The sequence below is a fragment of the Citrobacter sp. VF227 genome, from assembly GCF_052950715.1.
In genome coordinates, this window is record NZ_JBRFVF010000130.1 from 1 (window position 1) to 647 (window position 647).

1 pseudogene is annotated in these 647 nt (G+C 67.9%); it reads right to left on the reverse strand.

Annotated elements, in window-relative coordinates:
* Positions 1 to 299 (reverse strand): annotated as a pseudogene (locus ACU8YC_RS25465) (IS21 family transposase); the annotation flags it as partial.
* Positions 300 to 647 lie beyond the last annotated feature (348 nt).

Here is a 647-nt window from a genome sequence, read left to right on the forward strand (position 1 = left end):
TCGTAGCCGCCCTCGTAGCCGAGCCCGCGCAGCGCCTCGTAGATCCGGATCAGCGTCAGTCGCTCGCGGGCGGACCTGCCGGCGTTGGTGGTCAGCATCCGATCGAGATCGTCGCGCCACGGCCCGAGCTTGGGCAGAGGCTGCACGTCGCGCTCGTAGGTGAAGGCGGTGGCCCCCGACCGGATGACCTTCCGGACCGTGTTGCGGGAGACATGCAGGTCGCGGACGATGTCCTTGATCGCGCGGCCGCGGGTGAAGAACTCGCGCCGGATGCGCGCAATCGTGTCCACGCCCTTCATCCCCCTGCACCACCCTTCCGGCCGCACCAGAGGGCAGTCTGCGAGAACGAGGTTAGGGGGTCAGAATTGGACGCCGATCCCCCGCCTCAAGGGGTCAAAGTTGCACGCCGAAACACACTTCTGCCTCCCGAGAGGGCGCAGAGGCGCATAGCGCCTGCCGCACGCGAGGCTGCGCGTTGTGCGAGGGATCGTTACCCCGCAGGGGCCGAAACCGCGCAGCGGGTTCGGGGAGCCCCGGCGGGGCGAGTAGAGCCCGGCCTGGAGGGGCCTTGGCACCGGAAAGACGCACCCATCGAACGGCCCGAATTTTCAACTCCCTCAATCAGCACCCCGATGACAAGGCTGCAT